The sequence below is a fragment of the Mesorhizobium sp. RSR380A genome, assembly GCF_054719385.1.
On sequence record NZ_JBTTIB010000001.1, the window covers coordinates 3,052,901 to 3,073,985 of the forward strand.

Below are 21,085 nucleotides of genomic sequence, written 5' to 3' on the forward strand. Positions count from 1 at the left end.
TTCGGTGCAGAGTAAAAAAGGATAATGATAACAAATATTTAAAGGCGAATGCCCATTCCACGCGCCGCATCCCCGCGATGGACATGACGGGGTCACGGATCAAAAACAGCGGTCTTCGGATTAGAGCTGATCGGTGTTGATCGGCCTTGGCGGTACAAGCAGCAGCCACGCCGGTTGCACGCCGCAAGTTTCGCGCCTCACGGGAACGTGATGCGCGCCTCGTCCACAAAAACACCGGACGAGCCGGGGCTTTGATTGCCACGCCTTTTATTCAGCCGGCGAGGGTTTCTTTCGGAACAGCGCCGTCAGATTGTCCCACAATTCGATCTTGGCGCCCTGGCGCTTCATGATCACGCCCTGCTGCAGGATCGACAGCGTGTTGTTCCAGGCCCAGTAGATGACGAGGCCGGCCGGGAAGCTGCCCATCATGAAGGTGAAGATCACCGGCATCCAGGTGAAGATCTGCGCCTGCGTCGGATCCGGTGGCGTCGGGTTCATGCGCATCTGCAGGAACATGGTGATGCCCATGACCACCGCCCAGGCGCCCATATGCGGCAGGAATGCCGGCGGCGCGAAGGGCAGCAGGCCGAACAGGTTGAAGACCGAGGTCGGATCGGGCGCGGCCAGATCCTGGACCCAGCCGAAGAACGGCGCGTGCCGCATCTCGATGGTGATGTAGAGCACCTTGTAGAGCGAGAAGAACACCGGGATCTGCAGTGCCACCGGCCAGCAGCCGGCGAGCGGATTGATCTTCTCGGTCTTGTACAGCTCCATCATCGCCTGTTGCTGCTTCATCTTGTCGTCCGCGTATTTCTCGCGGATCTCGAGCATCTTGGGCTGCACCTTCTTCATGTTCGCCATCGACGCATAGGATTTGTTGGCGAGCGGGAAGAAGAGGGTTTTGACGACGACCGTGGTGGCAAGGATGGCCAGACCGAAATTGCCGAAGAATTTGTACAGCGTGTCGATCAGGTAGAACATCGGCTTGGTGATCCAGATGAACCACCCCCAATCGATCAGCCGGTCGAACAGCCTGATCTGGCGGTCCTGGGCGTAGGCGTTGATCTTGTTGACTTCCTTGGCGCCGGCGAAGATCTCGGTCTCCACCGTCGCCGACTGGCCGGCGGCAATGGTGATCGGGTCGGTGAGGAAGTCCGACTGGTAGCGCGGGCGGCCATTGTCGTAATAGGCATAGTGCGGCTGGAAGGGCTGCTTCTCGGTCGGCACCAGGGTGACCGCCCAATATTTGTCGGTGATGCCAAGCCAGCCATCGGTCGATTTGCTCGGCGTATAGAGCTTGTTCTTCTCGATGTCGGCGTATTTGTGCTCCTGCAGGCCTTCGGTTCCCGTGACGCCGATCAGGCCTTCATGCAGCACATAGGAGCTGGCGACGGCCGGCTTGTCGAAACGGATGACGCGGCCGTAATTGGACAGTGTGACGGGGGTCGAGCCTGAATTCTGCACCGCATCGGAAACGGTGAACATGTAGTCGCCGTCGACGGAGATCGTGCGCTTGAAGGTCAGGCCCTTGTCGTTGGTGAAGGTCAGCGTCACTGGCGTCGCCGGCGTCAGCGTCGCATTGCCGTCGACGCTCCAGACCGTTTCCGGGCCCGGCACCGTGCCGGTCGTGTCGCTGCCGACAAAGCCGATCTCGGCATAATAGCCGGTGGGCAGCGCCTGCGGATTGAGCAGCTGGATCTGCGGCGATGTCTTGTCGACCGTCTCGGTGTAGTGCTTGAGCTTTAGGTCGTCGAGGCGGGCGCCGGTGAGGTTGATCGAGCCCGACAGGCTCGGCGTGTCGATGTTGACGCGGGCCGTCTTGGCCACTTCCTGCGCGCGGCCTTCCGGCGTCGTGACATAGGTGCCGGGCGCGTTTGGAATGGCGCCGGGCGCTGCGGGCGCCGGCGTGCCGCCGGGGTTGGCGGCCTCGGCCGCCTTCTTCTGCTCCGCCGCCCGCTGCTCTTCGATGCGGGCCGCCTCGCGCTGCTGTTCGCTGCGCGGCAGCACATAGAAATATTGCCACAGCCCGAGGATCAGCACCGACAAGACGATGGTGATGTAGAAGTTCCGGTTGTTTTCCATCGAAAGCCCTTGGCCTATCGTGTTCCGCTGAGACGGCGGGAGAGTTCGGCCTTCAACTGGCCGAACGGAATGGTGAGCACGTCTTCACGCCCGACGATGACATAGTCATTGCCGGGCGCCATGTCACTTGCGGCATGGGTGCGCACGGCTTCTTTCAGCCGCCGCCTGACGCGGTTGCGGACAACCGCATTGCCGACCTTCTTGGTGACGGTGAAGCCGACGCGCGGCGGCAGGCCGTCATTGCGATCGAGAACTTCAACGAGAAAAAGCCGCCCGCGCCGCTTTTCACCGCGGCGGACGGCCAGGAATTCCGCACGTTTCAGAAGCCGCTTGGGGTTTGGTCCCACTGGCTTGCCGGTTGCGGGCAACGATCTCGTCTTCCGTTCAGGCGCTGAGCCGCTTGCGGCCGCGGTTGCGGCGAGCTGCGACGACGCCGCGACCACCCTTGGTGGCCATGCGAGCACGGAAACCGTGCCGGCGTTTGCGGACGAGTTTGGACGGTTGGTAGGTACGCTTCATTTGTTTTAATACCGCGGGGTGCGGCCCTTCTTGATTCTGTCACTGTGTAACAGGAGCTTTGCCGGGCCGGCATTGGCGCGATCGAAACCGCGCCGGGACGAATGGCCCGAGCGTGAGCGGCTTATAGAAAGAAGGGTTTTGGGAGTCAATCCAGCGCGAACTATGAGTTCGTCGCAGCGCGAACGCCAGTTCGTCGCAGCGCGAAAACCCAGTTCGAGGCGATCTTTATTGCTGGTACCATTGTCCAACGAAGGATGAAATTGGCAAAAAAGCCGCAATCGCCTAATCTCAACCGATCAAGCGTTTGTGAAGACAGGCCTTAATGAGCGAAGTTGCATCAGCGGATGAAGGGAGCGGCCCGTCGACAGCCGATGCCAGCCCGGCGACCGTTCGCCCGGTTGCGAGCCGTTCGGTGCCCAATCGTTCAGTGCCCTTGGCGCGCGGCCTGTCGACCAAGCTGCTCTTGCTCACCATTGTCTTCGTGCTCCTGGCCGAAGTCCTCATTTTCCTGCCCTGGATCGCCAGCTACCGCCTGGCCTGGCTGAAGGAGAGGCTAAGCACCGCTGCCGCGGTGTCGATCGTGCTGGTGCAGGGCGAGCCCAATTCGCTCTCCCGCGCCGCCCAGAACGACGTGCTGATGGCAATCGGCGCCAAGGCGATCGCGGTGCGCGACGGCGGCGTGTCGCGCCTGCTGGTGGTGGCCGAGATGCCGCCGCAGGTCGACGAGCATATCGATATCGCCAATGTCGGCATGATCAAGGGCATGACCGGGGCGCTGGATACGCTGTTCTTCGGCGGCAAGCGCATGCTGCGGGTGTTCGGCCCGGTCGGCGACAGCGACAAGGAATTCGAGCTGATCATGCCCGACTATTCCCTGCGCAACGCCATGCTGCGCTATTCGCGCAACGTCGCCTTCGTCTCGCTGCTGATCTCGCTGTTCACCGCAATGCTGGTCTATGCCGCGATCGACCTGATCATGATCGGCCCGATCCGCACCATGACGCGCTCGATGCTGTCCTTTTCCGAGGCGCCCGACGATCCAGGGCGCATCATCCACCCGGCCGCCCGTGCCGACGAGATCGGCGTTGCCGAGCGCGAACTGTCGCAGATGCAGGAACGGCTGCAAAAGATGCTGTCGGAGCAGAAGCACCTTGCCGACCTTGGCCTCGCCGTCTCCAAGATCAACCACGACATGCGCAACATCCTGGCCTCGGCGCAGCTGATGTCGGACCGCTTGCGCCTGGTCAAGGACCCGACGGTGCAGGCCTTCGCGCCAAAGCTGTTGCGCGCGCTCGACCGAGCCGTTTCCTATTCCGAAGGCGTGCTCCACTATGGTCGCACGCAGGAGCCGGCGCCCTCACGCCGCCGCTTGCGGCTGCGCCAGCTGGTCGACGACGTCCACGGCCTGCTCGACATCGAGGACGGCATCGAGTTCGTCAATGCCGTCGAGCTCGCTTTCGAGGTCGATGCCGATTCCGACCAGCTGTTTCGCGTGCTCACCAATCTCTGTCGCAACGCGGTCCAGGCGATGGCGGCCGACGCCGAGAGCGCGCTGGTGCGCCGGCTCGCCGTATCGGCCGAGCGCATAGGCAGCGTAAGCCGCATCATTGTCACCGACACCGGTCCCGGCCTGCCGGCGAAGGCTCGAGAAAATCTGTTCGCGGCGTTTCGCGGCTCGGCCCGCAGCGGCGGCACCGGCCTTGGCCTGGCCATCGCGCACGAACTGATCCGCGCCCATGGCGGCACGGTGGAGCTGGTCGAATCGATCGGCGGACGCACCACCTTCGCCGTCACCATCCCCGACCAGCCGGTCCGCCTCGACCAGGCCCGCAGCGGCCTGCGCCGTCCGGCCTGAGCTGTATTTGATATTCAGCCGAAGCCGGACTGAGCTGAATCTCAGCACACCTTGATCGGCACCGTCGAAAGCAGCTGCGACAAAACTTTTGCCGGATTGGCTTGCTTTTCGGAAATTCAGTCGCTAGGGAACACGTCTTGTCGCGGCCGGTCGTCAGGATCGGTTAGCGGGGCTATGTAAAGCATGGCCTGTTGCGCGCCCGTAGCTCAGCTGGATAGAGCACCAGACTACGAATCTGGGGGTCAGGAGTTCGAATCTCTTCGGGCGCGCCATTTCCGCCGAAACTGTGATTTCCTGCGATCCGCTAGCCGGTCTTGGCCTCACATATGAAGAGCAGGTCGCGGAACACGTTGCCGAGCACCGCCTCATTCGAGTGCTGGAGAACTGGACGCCGCCTCCGGGCTTCTTCATTTATTACCCCAGTCGTCAGCCTGACTGCGCTATAAACTCGCTGCGATGTCTTGAAATGGCCGGTACGCGGGGACTGTTATCTGGGCGCGGCGACGCAGAACGCTCGCTCGCGCCGCTGCGCAGCAGGCTCACTTTTCTTCCGCTTTCCCGGTCAGGGCCCAATCGGCCTCGCCCCAGCCAGATACCGCTCATTGTCGAACGGCTCGGCGTGGGTGCTGTCCGGGCTCCACATGTGGCGGTGGGTCTCCGTCAGATTGCCGAGATAGACATGCAGTGCGCCTGAGCGGGCGCTGCCGGTGTTGGCCACCGCGTGCACAGTATCAGGGGTCATGTGCACCACCGCGGGCGCCGCGATGTCGTGGCGTTCCGGCGCATCGATCTCGCTGCCGTCGACGGGATAGATGAAGTTGGTCTCGCTACCCTTGTAGATGCCGATCAGCGCATCCATCAGATGGTTGTGCGGCGGGTACCGCAGGCCGGGCGACAGCGTGATGTGGTAGATGGTCAAGTCAGGGCTGGCATGCAGCAGCACCTCATCGTCGTCTTCCTCATGCGCGAGCACGCCTGATGCATGGAAGCGGTCGGTGTGTTCGCGCAGCACCGCCTTGACCCGTTCGATGGCATGAGCACCTTTGGCTGCGTTGACGATACCGGCGGTTACGGCGTAGAGAGGCGAGTTGGCGGCAAGAGACATTTGTCGTCATCTCCATTGGGAAGCTCAACCAATACAGCTGAGATGCTCAGTCTAGCGAATGCCGACAGACCCGTCAACCGGATGGTCGAAACGGGCAAGCAGACTACGCGGGCAGACCACGCGGGCAGACCAAACGGGCAGACCAAACGGGCAGGCAGATATGGCTCTTCCGAAATCAGTGTCACCGTCCGCCGTCAAGGCGCCGTCGACCGCCGACATATTGCGCAGCGAGGAAGCTTATGAGCAGCTGAAGAGCGACATCGTCGCCTGCGTCCTGCAACCCGGCGAAAGCCTGACCGAAAAGCAGATCGGCGACCGCTACCAGATCAGGAAGGCGACGATCCGCTCGGCTTTGGCCCGCCTGACGCAGGAAGGGCTGATCAAGAGCGAGCCGCGCCGCGGTTATGTCATCGCACCGCTTAGCCTGCGCGACGTCAACGAGATCTTCGACCTCCGCAGCCTGATCGAACCGGAAGTGTTCCGGGTGGCCGCGGCAAACCTCACCGAACGCGGGCTCGACGACATCAGGCTGGCGGCGCAGAAGGTGCTGAAGCCGGAGACGCTGCGCAGCCATGTCGCCTTTCTGGCGGCCGACCGCGCCTTTCGCCTGGCCCTGGCTGAACTCTCCGGCAATCTGCGGCTGGTTCGCCTGCTCGACCAAACGCTCGACCAGTCGGAGCGTGTCCTCCATCTCGGCTTCAAATCGCGCGACTTCACGCAAGCGATCATCGGCCAGCAGAAGGAGTTGGTGCTTGCCTGCGAGCTGGCCGAAGTCTCGGCCATCGCAAAGCTTGCCCGCTCGCAGTGCCTGTCGCTCAAGAAGCAGGTGCTCGAGGCCTTGCTCGCCGGCTCCAAGCTGCAGGACGCCAATTTGCAAAGCTTCGCCTGAGGCGCGAAGTCCGCGCTCTCTGGCCGATGCTTACTCGTCGATGAAGCGGATGTCCGCATCGGCAAGGCAATAGGGCGCGTAGCGGAAATCGCGGATATGGCTGACCTTTCCATCCTGCCAGTCGACCAGCATGAAGCCGCGCACGGCGTCATCTCCCGTTTGCGGGTTGCGGATCAGGATGGCCGGCCTGCGGTCGACGAAGCCGAGCGACAGCGCCCAGTCCTGGACACGGTCGTAATTGCCGAAATAGTTGGAAACCTGCGCCTTGCCGCGCATGCGGGTGCGGTTGACGACTTCAAGCTGGATATCCTCGGCGATCAACGCGCGCACGGCGTCGAAGTCGCGCGCGTTGAACAGGTCGACATAGCGGCGCAGGCGCCGCTCGTCACCGGCGTCGAGCTTTGGGGCAGGCGCCTGCTCGTCCTGTGACGCCAGTAGGCGCAGCTGCGACCGCCCGCGATGCAGCGCTGCCTTGGTCGCGGCCAGCGTCGCGCCGGACACTTCGCAGGTTTCGTGCAGGCTGAGGCCAAGCACGTCGATAAGGATCACGGCGCTGCGCTGCACTGTTGCCAGCTGCATGAAGCTTCGCAGGCTGGCGGCGGTGGCGAGCCTCGCATCGGCGCTTGCGGAGGGGTCTTCGATCGTCGTCATGTCGGTCTCGCTCATGCGCGCCTGCTCCCGCTGGCGCCGGCGCAGATGATCCTGCGCGGCATTGTGGGCTATGCGGAACAGCCATTGCTCCGGACGCCCAACGGTGGCGTCGCCGTCGATGGCCTGCAGTGCCTTGATCAGTGTCTCCTGGACGATGTCCTCGCCATCGATCACCGAGCCGGCCATGCGGGCGCAGTAGCGGTGCAGCTTCGGTCGCAAGGCGCCGAGCATCGCCTCCAGGGCAACGCGGTCGAGTTTTGCTGTGTTCATCCTGTCCGTTCCCAAAATGCCGGTCTTTGCATTCAAGCCGGCACGACCTCGCCGGCCAGCATACGATAATTGCCGACGATCTTTGCCGGCGATCTGGCAAGCGGCGTCGAGCGGCGCCCGGCATGATCGGCGCTGAAGGCCTTGAAGGCTGCGAGCCCCGTCAGGCCGTCGCCATCCTGGCTGACAAGATGGATGAACTCGCCATTCTCCAGTTCCAGGACGAGGTAGCGCACGGATTGCGGCTTCGTGTCGTCGAGTGCCTCGAACACCTGTGCAACCAGCATACGGTTCTCGGCGATGCTTTCGTCCTTCACGCCGTAGCGGATGAGATTGTAGCCCATTGTCGTCTCCTGTTTTTCAACTCTGCACGGAGAAGACGTTTCGCGGCCTCGAAAAGATTCGTCGCCCGGCGAATCTTTTCGATCGTCCGGATCGTCTTTCCCGTCGACGGCTGCGCGGCAGCCGTCCAGGAGCAGGAGAGACCCATCATGCACATCCAGTTTGCCGAATTGCCGGTGTTCGACCAGGACCGCGCCAAGGCCTTCTACACCGGCCATCTTGCTTGCCAGGTGTCGGCGGACCAGCTGATGGGCGACACCGGCTGGCGCTGGATCGAGCTGACATTTCCCGGCGCCGTCACCAATTTGCATTTCGTCAAACGCCCCGATGACACGCCGGGCACTGAGCCCGTGCTGGTGCTCGTTGATGGCGATGTCGAGGCAACGGTCGCGGGCCTGAAGGCGCGCGGCGTCGAAATCATCACCGAGCCGCAGGAAGCGCCTTGGCAGCCGGGCCGCACGGTCGCCGAATTCCGCGACAGCGAGGGCAACCTCATGGTTGTGACCGGCAAATGATCGGACCCGGCGCAAACCCGAACTTTGACATGAGAACAACAGGAGAGATGGACATGACCCCCCAAACGTCGACGCTGAAAGTACCGGGCGCCAGCCTCTATTATGAGATGCGCGGTTCCGGCCCCGTACTGTTGATAATCCCCGGCGGACCGCAGGACGCCGGTGTCTTCGCCGATGTCGCGGGCCACCTCGCCGACCGCTACACGGTGGTCGCCTATGATCCGCGCGGCAGTTCGCGCAGCACCTTTGACGGAGAGCCGCAAGAGCAGGACCTCGATGTCCATGGCGACGATGCCGCGCGATTGATCGAGGCGCTTGGCGCCGGCCGGCCTATGTGTTCGGCACCAGCGGCGGCGCCCAGATCGGGCTCAACCTCGCCGCCCGCCATCCCGGCCGGGTTCGTGCGCTGGTCGCGCATGAGCCGCCCAGCATGATGCTGCTCGACGACCCGTCGCCGTCACTGGCCGGCATGCGCGACCTGCACGACACCTATCGCAGCCAGGGTGTCGAGGCGGCGATGCAGAAATTCTTCAGCGAGAACAGCCTGTCGGAAGGGCCGGGTCAGGATGAAGCCGGGCCGCAGGACGGACCGCCTTCGTTCGAACCGTCGCCCGAGGAGGCCGAGACGTTTGCCAGGGTCAGCGGCAATTTCGAATACTGGCTGGCGCATGGCGTCATGCCGCTGTCGCTCTACCGTCCTGATATCGAGGCGCTGCGCGGCCGCCCGGTCGTGGTCGGCATCGGCGAAGAGTCCATCGGCCAGCCGATCGACGGCATGGGCAAGGCGCTGGCCGACAGGCTCGGCAGCAAGCGCGCCGCCTTCCCCGGCGACCATATGGGCTTTGCGCCCTATCCCGACCGCTTCGCCGAGACCTTGCACCTGACGCTCAGAGGCGCGTGAGATCGTCAGTTCAACAGGAAGGGCGTCCGCATGCACAATGCGGACGCCCTTCTCCCATGAAATTACCCGCTAAGATTGCTGTATCAGACGGCCTCCCAGCCTTCCTTGCCGCCGGCGCGGAAGATGGCGTCGATGACCTTCTGGTTGAGCACGGACTCCTCTAGCGTGAAGACACGCTCCTTGCCGCCCTGTGCCGCCCTGGCAAACGTCTCGACCTCGCGCCGGTATTGCTGGGTGCCGGGAAAGCGGAACACCTGCGCCTCCGTATGGTTCTGGTTGTGCAGTTCGATGCGGTGATGGTCGTAGAGCCCGGCATTGAACGGCGAGAACACCTCGATGAAACCCTTCTCGCCGTGAAACACCATCACCTGCCGCGCCGCCATCTGCGTCGAGAGGTAGAAGGACAGTTCGAAGTCGCCGAAATCGGCGCGGATCGAGGAGTAGATGTCGGTGCCGAATTTTTTGTCGCGCTCGATCGTCGCCTGCACGCGGAGCGGCTCCTTGCCGGTTGAAAACCGCGTCGACACCGTCGGATAGACGCCGATGTCAGGCAGCGCGCCGCCGCCGAGATCGAGCTGGTTGCGCATGTTGGTGGGATCGACATTGTAATAGGAGAAGGCGCCCTGCACATGGCGTAGCCGGCCGATGGCGCCATCGGCGATGAGATCGCGCACCTTGATCCATTGCGGGTGGTAGATGACCATGAAGGCCTCGCAGACCAGCACCTTCTTCTGGTCGCGCAGCTTGATCAGCGGCGCGATGTCCTTGGCGTCGAGCGCCAGCGGCTTCTCCACCAGCACATGTTTTCCCGCTTCGATGGCCTTGGCCGTCCATTCGACATGCTGCGAGGTCGGCAGCGGGATGTAGACGCCGTCGACGTCTTTCGAAGCGAGCAGCTCCTCATACGAACCAAAGGCATGTCTGGCGCCGAACCGCTCGCCCAGGGCCTCGGCCTTCGACAGGTCGCGGCTGGCGATCGCGGACAAAACGCCATTCTCGGCCTCGACGATTGCCGGCAACAATTGCTCGCGGCCGATCTTGGCCGTCGACAAAACACCCCATCGGAACATCAGGCTTCTCCTATCGATTTACAGGCGAGGAGGTTTGCCCGAAATTGCGGGAAAAGCCAATGCGGATCGCTGGTCCTGCTAGCCTCGCTTGCCCGTCAGCGTCATGTCGAAATCGACAATATTCGAATAGATCGGCGTGCCGACATCCATGCCGTAGCGGGAGCGCAGCACCTTGCCGGTGACGTGGAATTTAATGACGCCACCCTTCAGCCCGCCGAGCTCGGCAGTGAACTTTTCCGCAAACGTCTTGCCGCGCGCCGTCAGCCGGCCGCTGACCAGCGCCGTGGTGTCGCTGGTTCGGGTTACGCTGGTCGAGCGGAACTGGATTTCGGGGCTGTTGGCCACGTCGAACACCGCATCGGAGCGCAGGAAGGCGTCGATGCGGCCCTGGCCGGTGCCGACGCTTTCGGGATAGATGGTGAAGTTGACCGCGGAACGGCCGACATCGCTGTTGTCGATGCGGATGGAGCCCTTGAAGCGGCCAAAGGCGCCGTCGAGGCCGCCGCCACCGACCTTGCCGATGGAGAAGCGAATGCTGGAGCTGGCCGGGTTGACCGTGTAGCTGCCGGCGGCGTCGCCGAGGTCCACAGCGGCGGAGACAGGCATGGCAAGGCAAGCGGCAACAGCCGCCAATCCGAAGATGCGCGCATACATGGGTTTTGTCCTTCTGGGGCAGGCGAAGTGTTGCGCCCTCACTCCAATGAACGAATGCGCGGCGCGCCCTATTCCATGTCCTGATCTGACGAAGGCGTGATCATGCGCGTGAGCACGCTGTCGTGGAGCCAGAAATGATGCCGCAGTGCCGCCAGTGCATGCAGCGCGACCAAGGCAATGCCGGCATAGGCGAGATACCAGTGTGCTACCGCCCAGAAGTTTTCCGCCGCATCGGACACGCCGAGCGGCAGGTTCGGCATCACGAACAGGTTGAACGGCATGCTGGGTATCTCCAGCATCGACACCGAAACCAGCGCCCAGCCGGACAGCGGCACCGCGAGCTGGAAGCCATAAAGCGCCAGATGCGCCAGCGGCGCCGTCCGACGCTCCAGGCCTCCGACCGAGGCCGGCAAGGCCGGGGCCGTATTGCCGAGCCGCCAGGCAATGCGCAGGATGAGGAGGCCGAGCAGCAGGAAGCCGAAGGATTTGTGCAGCTGGATCAGCTCGAAGGCGGTGCGCTGGCTGGTCAACCGCACCATGATGAAGCCGAGCATGAACTGGCCGATGAACAGGATGCCGATCAGCCAGTGGAGGACGATCGCCGCCCAGCCGTAGCGGGTTGAGTTGTTGGTGATGGACTGCATGGGAGAAGAACGAATGCCGGATGGGCTTTCTTCCGGCGCGTCCTTACCCTCCCCCTTGTGGGGAGGGTCGGCGCGAAGCGACGGGGTGGGGGTGTCGCCCTACGAAGACTCCCCACCCCGATCCGCTACGCGGATCGACCCTCCCCACTAGGGGGAGGTGGCTAAGCACCGACCTTGAAGAAATCAACAAACGCCCGCAGCGCCGGGCGCATCTGGCGGCGGCTGGGGTAGTAGACGAAGAAACCGTCGAAGGGCGGACACCAGTCTTCCAGCACGCGGATCAAGCGACCGTCGGCGAGCGGCGCGCGCACATAATCGTCGAAGACGAAGGCGAGCCCAGCGCCGTCGACCGCCGCCTGGGCGATCAGATGGTCTTCGTCGAGGATCAGCGGCCCTTGCGCCGCGATCTCGATCTCTTCGCCATCCTTCTCGAATTCCCAGCGGTAAAGAATGCCGCTGGAAAAACGGAAGCGGATGCAGCGGTGGTCGGCAAGATCGCGCGGATGGCGGGGTCTTGGCATGGTCGCGAAATAGCATGGCGCGCCGACCACGGCGCCGCGAAGGTCCGGTCCGATGCGCACCGCGATCATGTCGCGCTGCAGGCTCTCACCGAGCCGCACGCCGGCATCGAAGCCGCCTTCGACGACGTCGGTGAAGCGATCCTCGATGACGATTTCCAGCACGATGTCAGGATAGGCCGCGGCAAAGCCGCCGAGCCTGGGCGTCAATGCCAGGTGGGCCGCGGTGCGCGGCACGGTCAGCCGCAGGTTCCCGGCCGGCCGGTCGCGCGCCTCGATCGCCGTTTCCAGCGCCAGATCGATCTCGGACAGCGCCGGCCGCAGCCGTTCGAGCAACTGCGCGCCCTCTTCCGTTGGCGCTACGCTGCGGGTGCTGCGCGCCAAAAGCCGCACGCCGAGCCGCGCCTCCAGGCTGGACACGGCATGGCTCACTGCCGAGGGCGCTATGGCCAGTTCGCGCGCCGCGCCACGAAAACTGCCGCATTGGGCGACTGTTGCCAGTACAGCGAGTTGAGAAAGATGCGCTCGGTTCATTGCTCTATTTTATAGAACAGCCCGTGCGAATGACAGCCAATTATCGAACGTAAAGCCAAGCGCTATCTCTCTTTCATCGCAACAAGGAGACGCGCCATGAAAACCCGCAAACTTGGTACTGAACTCGAAGTCTTCCCCGTCGGCCTCGGCTGCATGGGCATGAGCTTCGCCTATGGCGGTCAGGCCGAGGCGGACGCAATCGCCACGCTGCGCCGCGCTGTCGAGATCGGCGTGACGTTTTTCGACACCGCCGAAGTCTATGGTCCCTTTGAGAACGAGATCCTTCTCGGCAAGGCGTTGAAGCCGGTGCGCGACAGGGTGACGATCGCCACCAAATTCGGCTTCAAGATTTCCGAGGAAGGCTCAGGCCTCGAACGTATGGTTGGCGTCGATAGCCGCCCGGAGCACGTCAAGGCAGTGGCGGAAGCCTCGCTGAAACGGCTCGATACCGATGTCATCGACCTCTACTACCAGCACCGCGTCGATCCCGGCGTGCCGATAGAGGACACGGTCGGCGCCATGGCGGAACTGGTGCGCGACGGCAAGGTGCGGGCGCTGGGCCTGTCGGAGGTCAGTGCCACCACCATCCGCCGGGCGCACGCCGTGCATCCGATCGCTGCCGTGCAGAGTGAATATTCGCTCTGGAGCCGCGACCCCGAAGACGAAGTGTTCGATGTCTGCCGCGAACTCGGCATCGGCTTCGTCCCCTACAGCCCGCTCGGTCGCGGCCTGCTCACCGGCACCATCGCCAAGCCCGAGGCCCTCAGCGACGACGACTGGCGCCGGACCTTGCCGCGTTTCCAGGCCGACGCCATGGCCGCTAATGCCAAGGTCGTTGCGACGCTGGAAAAGCTGGCGGTGGAAAAAGGCGTCACCTCGGCCCAGCTGGCGCTGGCCTGGGTGCTGCACCAGGGCGACTTCATCGTGCCGATCCCCGGCGCAAGAAAGATACGCCATCTCGAGCAGAACACGGCGGCGGTCGGGATCGAGCTGAGCGCGGCCGAGGTGGCGGCGATTGGCGACGCGCTGTCGCCGGATAAGGTGGTTGGCAAGCGCTATACGGAGGAACTGTTGGCGCTGGTGAATGGGTGAACAAGCGGGGGAGCTTGGCGCCCTGAGAAGTCAGCGCGCGGCACCCCCCTCTGTCCTGCCGGACATCTCCCCCGCAAGGGGGGAGATCGGCTGTCGTCGCTGTTTTCGCCAATCACCAACGTTGCAGAAAGTGCGCCAACGATGAAGCTGCCAATCTCCCTCCTTGCGGGGGAGATGGCCGGCAGGCCAGAGGGGGGTGCCTCGCGCCGCCATTTCGTATCACCAAGGCACCACCGTAATCTCCGGCCAGCACGCCTTCGCCCTCGCCCCCTTCGCCTCATGCGTGCGCCTGTTATCCATCAGCCGGTTGGGCGTGATGCGAAACGCGAAGAGGTCATCCAGCCCGAACGGCGCCACGATCTCAAGCTGCTCGTCGGCATCGTATCGCACCCCGACCGCATGCGTCTTCGAGGCGAAATAGCTCACCGACTCGCTGGAGCTCGTATAGCGCGGGCAGGGCTGGCCGAATTTCTGCGGATACCACAGATGCACCCGTGCCTGGTTGCGCACCTCGGCCGGCAGAGCCAGCCCCTCGAAATGCTGCGCCGCCCGGCGGATGACCGCGTCCTCGGCCTCGTAGGACAGGTCGCTGTCATCGAAGTAGAAGAGATCGACATCCTTGATGCCGTAGCCCGGCGGCTTGCCGGTCAGATGGTTCCAGATGCTGTTGTAGAGCGCGCCGGACACCACCAGCCAGTCCGGCAACGCCAGCGTGCGGGCCCGCTCCAGCGCGTCGCTGACGAGCGCATCCGCCAACACCATTGCGAGAAACGCTTCGCGCTGGGCTTCGAACGGCAGACCGGAATAGCGCAGATGGTCCATCGCCCTTTGGAGAGCGATTCGCAACTGCCGGCAATCCTCAGAAGCAATTCCAGGAAAAAGTGTGTAGCGGTTTTCCTGGGAAAGCGCGCCGCGCTTTCCCTAAGACGCGCTTTCCCTAAGAATTGCGTGAAGGCGAAATATGTAGGGCGGGCGTTAGCCGCTCTACGTTCTCAGCATGCCGCCCGTTTGCTTGCCGACATTGTCGACGATGCGCTTGGCCAGCGCCTCGAAATCCTCGTCGGTGAGCGTCTTTTCAACCGGCTGGATAGACACTTCGATGGCAATCGACTTCTTGGCGGCCCCGAGAGATGCCCCCTCGAACACGTCAAACACCGAAACGCCGGTGACCAGCTTCTTGTCGGCAGCGAGCGCCGCGCGCACCAGCGTACCGGCCTCGACCGCCTTGTCGACGACGAAAGCAAAGTCGCGCTTCACCGCATGGAAGGCGGACAGCTCGAGCTTCGGCTTGGTTTTCGTCGGCTTGGCCTTCGGTTCCGGCACGGCGTCGATATAGACCTCGAAACCGCAGATCGGTCCGGAAACGTCCAACCCCTCCAGCGTCTTGGGGTGGAATTCGCCGAACGTGCCGAGCACGGTCTTCGGGCCGAGCTTGATCGTGCCGGAGCGGCCGGGATGGTACCAGGCCGGACCGCCTGGCTCGATCTGCAGCCTGTCGACCGGGGCGCCGCAGGCTTCCAGCGCTGCAATCGCGTCGGCCTTGGCGTCGAATACGCCGACCGGACCGGAATTGCCGGCCCAACTGCGGCCGGAGCCGTCGAGCTTGGCGGTGCCGCGGCGCACACCGGCCGCAACGCGCCGCTGCTGGTCGGGGCCGTCGCCCTCATAGGTACCGGAGACCTCGAACAGCGCGACATCGCCGATGCCCTTGTCGGCATTGCGCTGCGCGGCGACGATCAGGCCGGGCAACAGCGAGGGCCGCATATCGGACATGTCGGCTGCAATCGGATTGGCGAGCTTCAGCGCCGTCTGGCCGCCGCCGAACAGTTCGGCGTGTTTGGCCGGGATGAACGACCAGGTGAGAACCTCCAGCATGCCCCGCACGGCGAGCGAGCGCTTAGCAATGCGGGTGCGCACCTGCAGCGTCGTCAGGATCTTGGAATTGACCGCTTCATGAGCGCCGAGCGGCTGCGGCGCGATGTTGTCGACGCCGTGAATGCGCATGACTTCCTCGACCAGGTCGGCTTTGCCATCGACATCGGGCCGCCAGGACGGCACCGCCACATCGACGATGTCGTCCGAGCCCTGCGGCTCGAAGCCGAGGCGCGAAAGGATGTCGAGGCTTTCCGCCTTTGGCACTTCGGTGCCGGTCAGCCGCTTTACTTCCGAGATCGGGAAGGAAACGATCTTAGGCTTGTAGCCGGCATAGCCAACGACCTCGGTTTCCGTCGGCTCGCCGCCGCAGAACTCCAGCACAAGCTTTGTCGCCAGCTCGACGCCGGGCACCATGAATTCTGGGTCGACGCCACGCTCGAAACGGTAACGGGCATCGGTGATGATGCCGAGCGTACGGCCAGTGCGGGCCGTGGTGATCGGATCCCAAAGAGCGGATTCGATCAGCACGTCCGTGGTGTTCTCGTCGCAGCCGGAATGCTCGCCGCCCATGACACCGGCGATCGATTCGACGCCATTGTCGTCGGCGATCACGCACATCTGCGGCGTCAGCGTGTATTCGCGCCCGTCAAGCGCCAGCACCTTCTCGTCGTCGCGTGCGCGGCGCACGACGAGATTGCCGGCGACCTTCTTGGCATCGAACACATGCAGCGGCCGGCCACGGTCGAAGGTGACGTAGTTGGTGATGTCGACCAGCGCGCTGATCGGGCGCAAGCCGATGGCGATCAGCCTTTGCTGCAGCCATTTCGGCGACGGCCCGTTCTTCACGCCTTTCACCAGGCGCAGCGCGAAACCGGGGCAGAGCTCCGGCGCCTCGATGGTCACCTTGACCGGCGTTTCACCTTTGCCAGGGACCGCTTCGACCGGCGCGGTCTTGAGCCGGCCAAGCCCGCTTGCCGCCAGGTCCCGGGCGACGCCGTAAATGCTGGTCGCATCCGGCCGGTTCGGCGTCAGATTGATCTCGATCACCGGATCGTCGAGATGCGCGTAAGCCGCGAAGCTGGTGCCGACAGGCGCATCGGCCGGCAGGTCGATAATGCCATTGTGCTCATCCGACAGCTCCAGCTCGCGCTCGGAACACATCATGCCATGGCTCTCGACGCCGCGGATCTTGCCGACGGTCAGCGTCACGTCGATACCGGGCACATAGGCGCCGGGCGCGGCGAAGGCGCCGATCAGGCCGGCGCGGGCATTCGGCGCACCGCACACCACCTGGACAGGGGCTGCGCCATTGCCGGTGTCGACGGTCAGCACCCGCAGCCGGTCGGCGTCGGGATGCTGCACCGCCGTCAGCACCTTGGCGATGACGAACGGCTTCAGGCCGGCCTTGTCGTCGACATGCTCGACTTCGAGGCCGATCGAGGTCAGCCTCTCGACGATCTCGTCGAGCGTGGCGTCGGTGTCGAGATGATCCTTGAGCCAGGAAAGGGTGAGTTTCATCACTATGTTCCGTTTTGTCTGTACCCGCCCGGACCTTGTCCATCGGGTCTGGGCACGCTTGTCTTCAAATGGCGCGGCAAGTCGTCGGGCATATGCACGAAGGGCAGCTGCTCGCGCACATAGGCATGGTGCGTCGGCCGGAAATAAGCCGGCATGTCCATGGCGCCCAGCATGAAATAGATGTGGTCTTCCAGCCGCTCGTCGACATAGGCGATAGGCGAGCCGCAAATGCCGCAGAACGAGCGTGTAACCGGGCCGTTCTCGTACATCTTCAGTGCCTTGCCGGTGAAAGCCACCTGCTCGGTAAGGAAGCCGACAAAGGCCGACACCGGCGCGCCGCTGGCGCGCCGGCAATCGCCGCAATGGCAATAGCTGACATGGTGCGGTTCGACCGAGGCCTCGAACCGTACCGCGCCGCAGCGGCAGCCACCGGCGTGCGGCGCCGTCATGCGGAAAGACCTCCGAACAGCGTCGGCATGTCGAGCGGCCGGAAACCGTAATGCGACAGCCAGCGGACATCGGCGTCGAAGAAGGCGCGCAGGTCCGGCATGCCGTATTTCAGCATGGCGATGCGGTCGATTCCCATGCCCCAGGCAAAGCCCTGATATTCGTCGGGATCGAGCCCGCCGGCGCGCAGCACATTGGGGTGGACCATGCCGCAGCCGAGGATCTCCATCCAGTCGGAGCCTTCGCCGAAGCGCACTTCGCCGGGCCGCGAGCGGTCGCATTGGATGTCGACCTCGAGGCTTGGCTCGGTGAACGGGAAGAACGACGGCCGGAAGCGCATCTTGACCTGCGGCACCTCGAAGAAAGCCTTGCAGAATTCTTCCAGCACCCACTTCATGTTGGCGACATTGGCCGATTTGTCGATCACCAGCCCCTCGACCTGATGGAACATCGGCGAGTGGGTAGCGTCGGAATCCTGCCGGTAGGTCTTGCCGGGAATGACGATGCGGATCGGCGGCTTCTGCTTCTCCATGGTGCGGATCTGTACCGGCGAGGTGTGCGTGCGCAACAGCTTGCGCTCGCCCTTTTCGTCCGGCTGGAAAAAGAAGGTATCGTGCATCTCGCGCGCCGGATGCCCTTCGGGGAAATTCAGCGCGGTGAAATTGTAATAGTCGCTCTCGACATCGGGACCTTCTGCGATGGCAAAGCCGAGATCGCCGAAGATCGCCGCGATCTCGTCGATGACCTGGCTGATCGGATGGATGCGGCCGCGCTCGGCCGGCGATTGCCGCACCGGCAGCGTCACGTCGACCGTCTCGGCGGCAAGGCGCGCCGTGACCGCCACATCCTTCAGCTCGGCCTTGCGTGTCGTCAGCGCTTCGGTGACGCGGTTCTTCAGGCCGTTGATCGCGGGGCCCTTGACCTGGCGCTCCTCGGCGCTCATCGCGCCCAGTGTCTTCAGCAATTCCGAGATCGACCCCTTTTTGCCGAGAGCCGCGACGCGCACGGCTTCGATAGCAGCCTCATCGGCGGCCGACGCGACGTCGGCCATCAGGGAGTTTTCGAGAGTATCCAAGCCGGTAGCTATGTCGTTCACGGTCAAACTCGCTGTGTTGGGAGTCAACTTTGAGGTGAAAGTCACTTTCAAGTTGAAAGTTCAGCCATAAGAAAAACCCGCGCCAGCCGTGCCAGCGCGGGTTCCCCAATCAGAATTGCGAATGCTGGGAAGCGCTGGGCTCGGAGGCCGATCCCGAAAAGTTGCAGACTTTTCGGAAAGATCGCGCTCCTCGCTAAATTTCCCTGAGCATGATGTTGTCCAAAAAGTCAGCAACTTTTTGGCATCATGCTCTAGGCGACAGCGCTTTCAAAAGCATTCGGGGTGGTGTTCTTCAGATATTCGAGCGCGACCTTGGCCTTGGCCACGAGTGCGGCGAACGCCTGCGGTTCATGGATGGCCATGTCGGACAGGATCTTGCGATCGATCTCGATACCGGACTTGTTGAGGCCGTCGATGAAGCGGCCATAGGTCAGGCCATGCTCGTGCGTCGCGGCGTTGATGCGCTGGATCCACAGCGCGCGGAACGAGCGCTTGCGGTTCTTGCGGTCGCGATACGCATACTGCATCGACTTTTCGACCGCCTGCTTGGCGATGCGAATGGTGTTCTTGCGGCGGCCGTAGAAGCCTTTCGCGGCTTTCAGGACCTTCTTGTGCTTGGCGTGCGAGGTGACGCCTCTTTTTACGCGTGCCATGTCATGATCTCCTTAAACGCTGTTCCTGAAACCGAATGCTCAGAGGCCGTTCGGCAGAAAATTCTTGATGACCTTCTTGCCATCCGGTTCAGCCAGAACCATCGTGCCGCGGGCATTTCGAATGAACTTGTTGGAACGCTTGATCATGCCGTGACGCTTGCCGGCCGCAGCCGACAGGACTTTACCCGTACCTGTGATCTTGAACCGCTTCTTGGCGGCCGATTTGGTCTTCATCTTGGGCATTTTGCTACTCCGTATTGGTGGCGCACAATCGCGCTTCTTGTTCGCTTCGGGCGGACCAAAAGCCCGAAAAGCAAATGAAACCGCCACGGCATGCCCTGCCGGGCGGTTTTCTTGGAACGGCGGTCCTATACGTCAAAGCGGGCTGGCGCGCAACACCCGAGCGGCTGCGACGCTCTCTCCGCGATCAGGGCAGCCTAAACAGCACCGGCAGAATGCCCGATTGCTGGGCACCATCGATGGTCTCGAACACCGGCAACGCCACCAGAAACACCAGCCCGTCGAGCAAGGTGGTCAGCAAGAGGCGCGGCTTGAAGCTGCCGGTGTCGCCTTCCTGGTAGAGCGACAGCTGGGGGAAGAAACGCGGCACCCGCGCCAGATAGGCTGTGTAGGGCGCGCCGAGAACCTCCTTGAGATACCGTTCCTCGCGCAGGATGACGATGTGGAAGGCGCCGGCGCACAAAAGCGCAAACAGGACGATGCCGGAGAACGAGCCGATCTGCGCCCCGACGCCGGCGGCGGCAACGGTCGAGAACACGTAGAGAGGATTGCGGGTGATCGAATAGGGTCCGCCGGTGACCACTTCGGAGGATTTGCGCCCCCCGATATAGAGTGTCGACCACAAGCGGCCGACGACGCCAAGGAAGATCAGCAGCACGCCGACCATCTCGATCGTTTCATGCACCGGGGTATCGGGCGGGAAGGTCGACTGGCCGAACAGCAGTGCCGCAAACAGCACCACCACCAGCACCGCAAGCACCATCCGGCGCATGTGCTGGTAGCCGCCCAGCTCCTTGATGGGCGCAGGGTTGATTTCATTGGCCATGTCGGGAATCCGATCGTCGAGAAGCTTTGCCGGCGATCGCGGCGTCTGGACAGGAGAATCGGCGTCCCGCCGATCGCCGGGACGCCATGAGACAGGATTCAGGCGGATTTAGAGCGCAACGCCCGAACTGATCTAGCGCGGGGCCAGCACCATCATCATCTGGCGGCCTTCCAGCTTCGGCTCGGCTTCGACCTTGGCGATGGTAGCCGTCTCCTCGCGCACCTTGTTCAGGAGCTGCATGCCGAGTTCCATATGCGCCATCTCGCGGCCGCGGAAGCGCAGCGTCAGCTTGACCTTGTCACCTTCCTCGAAGAAGCGCCGCACGGCCTTCATCTTGGTTTCGTAGTCATGGCTGTCGATGTTCGGGCGCATCTTGATCTCCTTGATCTCGATGACCTTCTGGTTCTTGCGCGCCTCGGCCGCCTTCTTCTGGTTGGCGTATTTCAATTTGCCGAGATCGAGAATTTTGACGACAGGCGGCACCGCATTGGGCGAGATCTCGACCAGATCGAGCCCTGCCTCTTCGGCGAGCAGCAATGCGTCGTTGATGGAAATATCGCCGCGGTTCTGGCCATCGGCGTCGATCAGTTGGACCCGGGGAACCCGGATATCACGGTTTGAGCGCGGGCCATCCTTGGTGGGCGCCGCTGCTTTGAAAGGTCTGCGAATGGTCGTGGTCTCCTTGGCCGTTTCGTTCAGGGTTTCAATCTAGAATGTTCAGGACGCGCCAATGTGGTGAGCGCGCGGGCGGAGTCAATAGCACAGCGCTGACAGAAAATCACCCTGATCGCA

The 21,085-nt window shown here is 63.1% G+C and carries 22 protein-coding genes, 1 tRNA gene and 2 pseudogenes; 7 read left to right on the forward strand and 18 right to left on the reverse strand.

Features of this window, described 5'->3' with window-relative positions:
• Positions 1-267: 267 nt before the first annotated feature.
• Genes yidC through rpmH form a run of 3 tightly spaced genes read right to left on the reverse strand, consistent with a single transcriptional unit; the run spans position 268 to position 2,601 of the window.
• Entirely contained in the window at positions 268-2,082 is a 1,815-nt protein-coding gene (yidC, locus tag ACYG9Z_RS14860) for a membrane protein insertase YidC (RefSeq protein WP_023681359.1), read from the reverse strand.
• Positions 2,083-2,096: 14 nt separating this feature from the next.
• The gene (gene rnpA / locus ACYG9Z_RS14865) at positions 2,097-2,450 is read right to left on the reverse strand and encodes a ribonuclease P protein component (RefSeq protein WP_023672264.1); all 354 of its coding nucleotides are present in this window, start codon (positions 2,448-2,450) and stop codon (positions 2,097-2,099) included.
• A 16-nt stretch (positions 2,451-2,466) separates the two neighbouring features.
• Complete coding sequence (gene rpmH / locus ACYG9Z_RS14870; RefSeq protein WP_008833937.1) at positions 2,467-2,601, reverse strand: 50S ribosomal protein L34; 135 nt, start codon at positions 2,599-2,601, stop codon at positions 2,467-2,469.
• Positions 2,602-2,923: 322 nt separating this feature from the next.
• Here rpmH and ACYG9Z_RS14875 point away from each other — a divergent pair, with 322 nt between their 5' ends.
• From ACYG9Z_RS14875 to ACYG9Z_RS14885, 3 genes and pseudogenes are all read left to right on the forward strand, one after another.
• Positions 2,924-4,456 (forward strand): ATP-binding protein, encoded by a 1,533-nt coding sequence (locus ACYG9Z_RS14875; protein ID WP_023703784.1) that lies wholly within the window; start codon positions 2,924-2,926, stop codon positions 4,454-4,456.
• A gap of 195 nt (positions 4,457-4,651) precedes the next feature.
• A tRNA-Arg gene (locus tag ACYG9Z_RS14880) sits at positions 4,652-4,728 on the forward strand.
• A 32-nt stretch (positions 4,729-4,760) separates the two neighbouring features.
• Positions 4,761-4,886 (forward strand): annotated as a pseudogene (locus ACYG9Z_RS14885) (LysR family transcriptional regulator); the annotation flags it as partial.
• A gap of 132 nt (positions 4,887-5,018) precedes the next feature.
• On the opposite strand, the gene ACYG9Z_RS14890 reads toward ACYG9Z_RS14885, so the two are convergent.
• Complete coding sequence (locus ACYG9Z_RS14890) at positions 5,019-5,561, reverse strand: autotransporter (protein ID WP_023703783.1); 543 nt, start codon at positions 5,559-5,561, stop codon at positions 5,019-5,021.
• 160 nt (positions 5,562-5,721) lie between these two features.
• On the opposite strand from ACYG9Z_RS14890, the gene ACYG9Z_RS14895 reads away from it, so the two are divergent.
• Positions 5,722-6,450 (forward strand): GntR family transcriptional regulator, encoded by a 729-nt coding sequence (locus ACYG9Z_RS14895; RefSeq protein WP_023672267.1) that lies wholly within the window; start codon positions 5,722-5,724, stop codon positions 6,448-6,450.
• 30 nt (positions 6,451-6,480) lie between these two features.
• Here ACYG9Z_RS14895 and ACYG9Z_RS14900 read toward each other — a convergent pair whose 3' ends face one another.
• Together ACYG9Z_RS14900 and ACYG9Z_RS14905 are read right to left on the reverse strand one after the other, a co-directional pair.
• A complete protein-coding gene (locus ACYG9Z_RS14900; protein ID WP_023752340.1) occupies positions 6,481-7,371 on the reverse strand; it encodes a sigma-70 family RNA polymerase sigma factor in 891 nt (296 codons plus the stop codon).
• Positions 7,372-7,403: 32 nt separating this feature from the next.
• On the reverse strand, positions 7,404-7,712 hold the full coding sequence (locus tag ACYG9Z_RS14905) for a hypothetical protein (protein ID WP_023681378.1): 309 nt from the start codon (positions 7,710-7,712) through the stop codon (positions 7,404-7,406).
• 147 nt (positions 7,713-7,859) lie between these two features.
• On the opposite strand from ACYG9Z_RS14905, the gene ACYG9Z_RS14910 reads away from it, so the two are divergent.
• Positions 7,860-8,225, forward strand: coding sequence for a VOC family protein (locus ACYG9Z_RS14910; protein WP_023703781.1), 366 nt, complete (start codon positions 7,860-7,862; stop codon positions 8,223-8,225).
• 107 nt (positions 8,226-8,332) lie between these two features.
• Positions 8,333-9,126 (forward strand): annotated as a pseudogene (locus ACYG9Z_RS14915) (alpha/beta fold hydrolase).
• An 83-nt stretch (positions 9,127-9,209) separates the two neighbouring features.
• Here ACYG9Z_RS14915 and ACYG9Z_RS14920 read toward each other — a convergent pair.
• The 4 genes from ACYG9Z_RS14920 to ACYG9Z_RS14935 form a co-directional block, all read right to left on the reverse strand.
• Positions 9,210-10,196, reverse strand: coding sequence for a Gfo/Idh/MocA family protein (locus ACYG9Z_RS14920; protein ID WP_023693056.1), 987 nt, complete (start codon positions 10,194-10,196; stop codon positions 9,210-9,212).
• Between the two features lie 78 nt (positions 10,197-10,274).
• Positions 10,275-10,850, reverse strand: coding sequence for a YceI family protein (locus ACYG9Z_RS14925; protein WP_023672273.1), 576 nt, complete (start codon positions 10,848-10,850; stop codon positions 10,275-10,277).
• A gap of 68 nt (positions 10,851-10,918) precedes the next feature.
• Complete coding sequence (locus tag ACYG9Z_RS14930; RefSeq protein WP_023752339.1) at positions 10,919-11,494, reverse strand: cytochrome b; 576 nt, start codon at positions 11,492-11,494, stop codon at positions 10,919-10,921.
• Positions 11,495-11,655: 161 nt separating this feature from the next.
• Positions 11,656-12,546 carry a LysR family transcriptional regulator gene (locus ACYG9Z_RS14935; RefSeq protein WP_023752338.1) on the reverse strand — a complete coding sequence of 297 codons (891 nt, stop codon included), beginning with the start codon at positions 12,544-12,546 and terminating at the stop codon, positions 11,656-11,658.
• A gap of 96 nt (positions 12,547-12,642) precedes the next feature.
• Between ACYG9Z_RS14935 and ACYG9Z_RS14940 the strand changes: the two genes are divergently transcribed.
• Positions 12,643-13,638, forward strand: a complete 996-nt coding sequence (locus ACYG9Z_RS14940) for an aldo/keto reductase (RefSeq protein WP_023703777.1) — start codon at positions 12,643-12,645, stop codon at positions 13,636-13,638.
• A gap of 219 nt (positions 13,639-13,857) precedes the next feature.
• Here ACYG9Z_RS14940 and ACYG9Z_RS14945 read toward each other — a convergent pair whose 3' ends face one another.
• The 8 genes from ACYG9Z_RS14945 to infC form a co-directional block, all read right to left on the reverse strand.
• Positions 13,858-14,460, reverse strand: a complete 603-nt coding sequence (locus tag ACYG9Z_RS14945) for a nucleotidyltransferase family protein (RefSeq protein WP_023681385.1) — start codon at positions 14,458-14,460, stop codon at positions 13,858-13,860.
• A 162-nt stretch (positions 14,461-14,622) separates the two neighbouring features.
• Positions 14,623-17,031 (reverse strand): phenylalanine--tRNA ligase subunit beta, encoded by a 2,409-nt coding sequence (pheT, locus tag ACYG9Z_RS14950; RefSeq protein ID WP_023681386.1) that lies wholly within the window; start codon positions 17,029-17,031, stop codon positions 14,623-14,625.
• Between the two features lie 2 nt (positions 17,032-17,033).
• Positions 17,034-17,480 carry a GFA family protein gene (locus tag ACYG9Z_RS14955; RefSeq protein ID WP_023681387.1) on the reverse strand — a complete coding sequence of 149 codons (447 nt, stop codon included), beginning with the start codon at positions 17,478-17,480 and terminating at the stop codon, positions 17,034-17,036.
• A complete protein-coding gene (gene pheS / locus ACYG9Z_RS14960; RefSeq protein ID WP_032891898.1) occupies positions 17,477-18,529 on the reverse strand; it encodes a phenylalanine--tRNA ligase subunit alpha in 1,053 nt (350 codons plus the stop codon). Before pheS ends, ACYG9Z_RS14955 begins: the two co-directional genes overlap by 4 nt.
• A 296-nt stretch (positions 18,530-18,825) precedes the next feature.
• Positions 18,826-19,227 (reverse strand): 50S ribosomal protein L20, encoded by a 402-nt coding sequence (rplT, locus tag ACYG9Z_RS14965; RefSeq protein WP_023672281.1) that lies wholly within the window; start codon positions 19,225-19,227, stop codon positions 18,826-18,828.
• 39 nt (positions 19,228-19,266) lie between these two features.
• Positions 19,267-19,470, reverse strand: a complete 204-nt coding sequence (gene rpmI, locus ACYG9Z_RS14970; RefSeq protein WP_006201248.1) for a 50S ribosomal protein L35 — start codon at positions 19,468-19,470, stop codon at positions 19,267-19,269.
• Positions 19,471-19,654: 184 nt separating this feature from the next.
• Positions 19,655-20,293, reverse strand: a complete 639-nt coding sequence (locus ACYG9Z_RS14975; protein ID WP_023681388.1) for a methyltransferase family protein — start codon at positions 20,291-20,293, stop codon at positions 19,655-19,657.
• Between the two features lie 132 nt (positions 20,294-20,425).
• Positions 20,426-20,962: a translation initiation factor IF-3 gene (infC, locus tag ACYG9Z_RS14980; protein ID WP_023744911.1), complete on the reverse strand. Its 537-nt coding sequence runs from the start codon at positions 20,960-20,962 to the stop codon at positions 20,426-20,428.
• Positions 20,963-21,085: the final 123 nt, after the last annotated feature.